1 protein-coding gene and 1 pseudogene are annotated in these 897 nt (G+C 38.6%); both read left to right on the forward strand.

What is annotated here, in order from left to right:
• Positions 1–194 precede the first annotated feature (194 nt).
• Positions 195–605 carry a Cd(II)/Pb(II)-responsive transcriptional regulator gene (cadR, locus tag JMX07_RS13500; protein WP_007394845.1) on the forward strand — a complete coding sequence of 137 codons (411 nt, stop codon included), beginning with the start codon at positions 195–197 and terminating at the stop codon, positions 603–605.
• A gap of 192 nt (positions 606–797) precedes the next feature.
• Positions 798–897: pseudogene (locus tag JMX07_RS13505) on the forward strand (IS5/IS1182 family transposase); the annotation flags it as partial.

Consider the following 897-nt stretch of genomic DNA (forward strand, 5'->3'; position numbering starts at 1 on the left):
CAATCTTGCCGATGCAACTGGCACAGTCCATACCTTCAATATGATATTTCATAATAATTTACCCTTTGAATAATGATATTATGAACCCTATAGTGGCTTTAGAGTCAAGGTTATTTATCTACAGTTTCGTAATTTTAATTTCTCTAGCGCTAGTCTTTACAGCCACTTTAATTATTTAAATCATAGAGGTTGTTATGACAATCAAAATTGGTGAGCTCGCTAAACGCACAGGTGCCACAGTAGAAACCATTCGCTATTATGAAAAAGAGCGTTTATTACCCGAGCCTTTTCGTAGCGAAGGGAATTATCGTTTATATAATGAAGAGCACATTGAGCGTCTACAATTTATCCTACATTGCCGTACGCTCGATATGGCTTTAGATGATGTGCGAATCTTACTTGAATACTGGGAGTCGCCTGACAAGGACTGCGGCGATGTGAATAACTTGCTAGATGAGCACATTCATGCTGTGGAAATACGAATGGAAGAACTGATGCACTTAAAGCATCACTTGACCGTTTTGCGCCAGAAATGTGCAAGTAGTGCACCAGCGTCATCATGTGGCATTTTAAACGCGCTTGTCGATAACTCCTGTCATGAGTAATGATATCAGTAGTGTTCATTTCTGACGGATCAAATCATGAAAGGTTAAATACGCCCTGATGTTAAGCACAAAAAAACCCAGCAATGATATTAAGATCACTAGGGCGTGTTGAACATTGGGTATAAATTAATGGCAAAAAAAATAGCGAACGGTTAATCTTTAAGTTCTCACACAAAAAAGATATCGTTCGCTATGCCTCGCACCATGCTCAAAGATGAACACTGGACAAGACTAAGACCCATATTACTAGAACTTAATATCTATGACAAAGGAAATCTTAGACAAACGGTTG

The organism is Psychrobacter immobilis, assembly GCF_904846235.1.
Taxonomy (GTDB): domain Bacteria; phylum Pseudomonadota; class Gammaproteobacteria; order Pseudomonadales; family Moraxellaceae; genus Psychrobacter; species Psychrobacter immobilis_C.

Excerpts from the sequence above, each read along its gene's own strand:
- cadR (WP_007394845.1), top strand. The coding sequence starts at position 195 with ATGACAATCAAAATTGGTGAGCTCGCTAAACGCACAGGTGCCACAGTA.